The sequence below is a fragment of the Sphingomonas sp. ATCC 31555 genome (genome assembly GCF_000282895.1).
Taxonomy (GTDB): Bacteria; Pseudomonadota; Alphaproteobacteria; order Sphingomonadales; family Sphingomonadaceae; genus Sphingomonas.
Window position 1 is genome coordinate 1 of sequence record NZ_ALBQ01000060.1, and the last position, 1,603, is coordinate 1,603.

General features: G+C 59.9%; 1 protein-coding gene. It reads left to right on the forward strand.

Annotated elements, in window-relative coordinates; genetic code table 11:
- Positions 1-64: 64 nt before the first annotated feature.
- Positions 65-1,504: an IS1182 family transposase gene (locus B215_RS0118835; RefSeq protein ID WP_019371202.1), complete on the forward strand. Its 1,440-nt coding sequence runs from the start codon at positions 65-67 to the stop codon at positions 1,502-1,504.
- Positions 1,505-1,603 lie beyond the last annotated feature (99 nt).

Genomic DNA, 1,603 nt, shown 5'->3' on the forward strand with positions numbered 1-1,603 from the left:
GACCGAGGCTGTGTAGAAACGCTGTTTCGTGGTAGACTTTCCCGGGATTTCGGGAGGCTTGCCGATGGGCCGTTTCGTGGAAGAACAAGACCGTCGGCAGGATTTTCTGCTGCCGGCATCGCTCGATGATTATGTATCTGAAGATAACCCGGTTCGGGTTGTCGAGGCGTTTATCGATGAGCTGGATCTGGTGGCAGTTGGCTTTGCCGGGGCGACGCCAGCGCATACCGGGCGGCCAGCCTATCATCCGTCGACGATGCTCAAGATCTACCTCTACGGCTATCTGAACCGGATCCAGTCGAGCCGGCGCCTGGAGCGCGAAGCGCAGCGCAATGTCGAGCTGATGTGGCTTACCGGTCGATTGGCACCGGACTTCAAGACGATCGCCAACTTTCGACGGGACAATGGTGCCGCAATCCGGGCGGTCTGCAGCCAGTTTGTGGTGCTGTGCCGACAATTGAGCCTGTTCGGACAGGCGACCGTCGCGATCGACGGCAGCAAGTTCAAAGCGGTGAACAACCGGGATCGCAACTACACAGAACACAAGGCGGCCAAGCGGATCGAGCAAGTCGAGGCCAGCATCGAGCGCTACCTTGCGGCCCTCGATCGTGCCGATCGTGAGACCAGCGACGTTCCGCAAGCGCGGGTCGAACAGATCCGCGAGAAGATCGCGGGCTTGCGCGGCCAGATGCGGTTCCTGAAGGAAATGGCCGCACAGGTCGAAGCGGCGCCCGATCATCAGGTGTCGCTGACCGATCCGGATGCCAGGTCCATGAACAGCAGTGGTCGCGGCACTGGCATTGTCGGCTACAACCTGCAGGCAGCGGTGGATGCCGAACATCACCTCATTGTCGCGCACGAAGTGGTGAACGAGGGCAATGATCGGGCGCAACTCGCGCCGATGAGCCGGCAAGCGCAAGCTGCCATTGCCGCACCCGAGATCACCGTCCTGGCCGATCGCGGCTATATGAACGGCGAACAGGTGCTGGAATGCGAAGGCACCGGCATTTTGCCCTGCGTGCCCAGAACCGACACGTCCGGCAAGGCCCAGCGCGGCTTATTCACCAAGGCCGACTTCGTGTACGATGCCGACCACGACCACTATACCTGCCCGGCAGGGGAATATCTGACCAAGGCACGTACGCGGTCGGATCATCACGGCGACATCGACCATTACCGCAACCTGAGCGCCTGCCATGGCTGCGCATTGCGACCGCGCTGTACCACTGAAAAAGTGAAGCGCGTCAAACGATGGAAGCATGAGGCGGTCATTGATGCCATGCAAAAGCGGCTGGACCTATTACCCAATGCCATGGGCATCCGTCGCCGAACCGTCGAGCATGTCTTTGGTACGCTCAAATCCTGGATGGGCAGCACCCATTTTCTGACCAAGACGCTCCACAACGTCAGAACCGAGATGAGCTTGTGCGTGCTGGCCTACAATATGAAGCGAATGATCCAGATCATGGGCATTCAGCCGCTCATTGCAGCAATCCGCACCTGAAAGGCCGGCGCGAAGACCTGGCATTTTTGTAACCGCGGCCTTCCGAGCCCCACCGCGCGCCTTACACCTCGGGAGCGTTTCTACACAGCCTCGACCAAA

Bases quoted from the DNA above. Each gene is read 5' to 3' on its own strand.
- B215_RS0118835 (WP_019371202.1), top strand. From the start codon at position 65: ATGGGCCGTTTCGTGGAAGAACAAGACCGTCGGCAGGATTTTCTGCTG.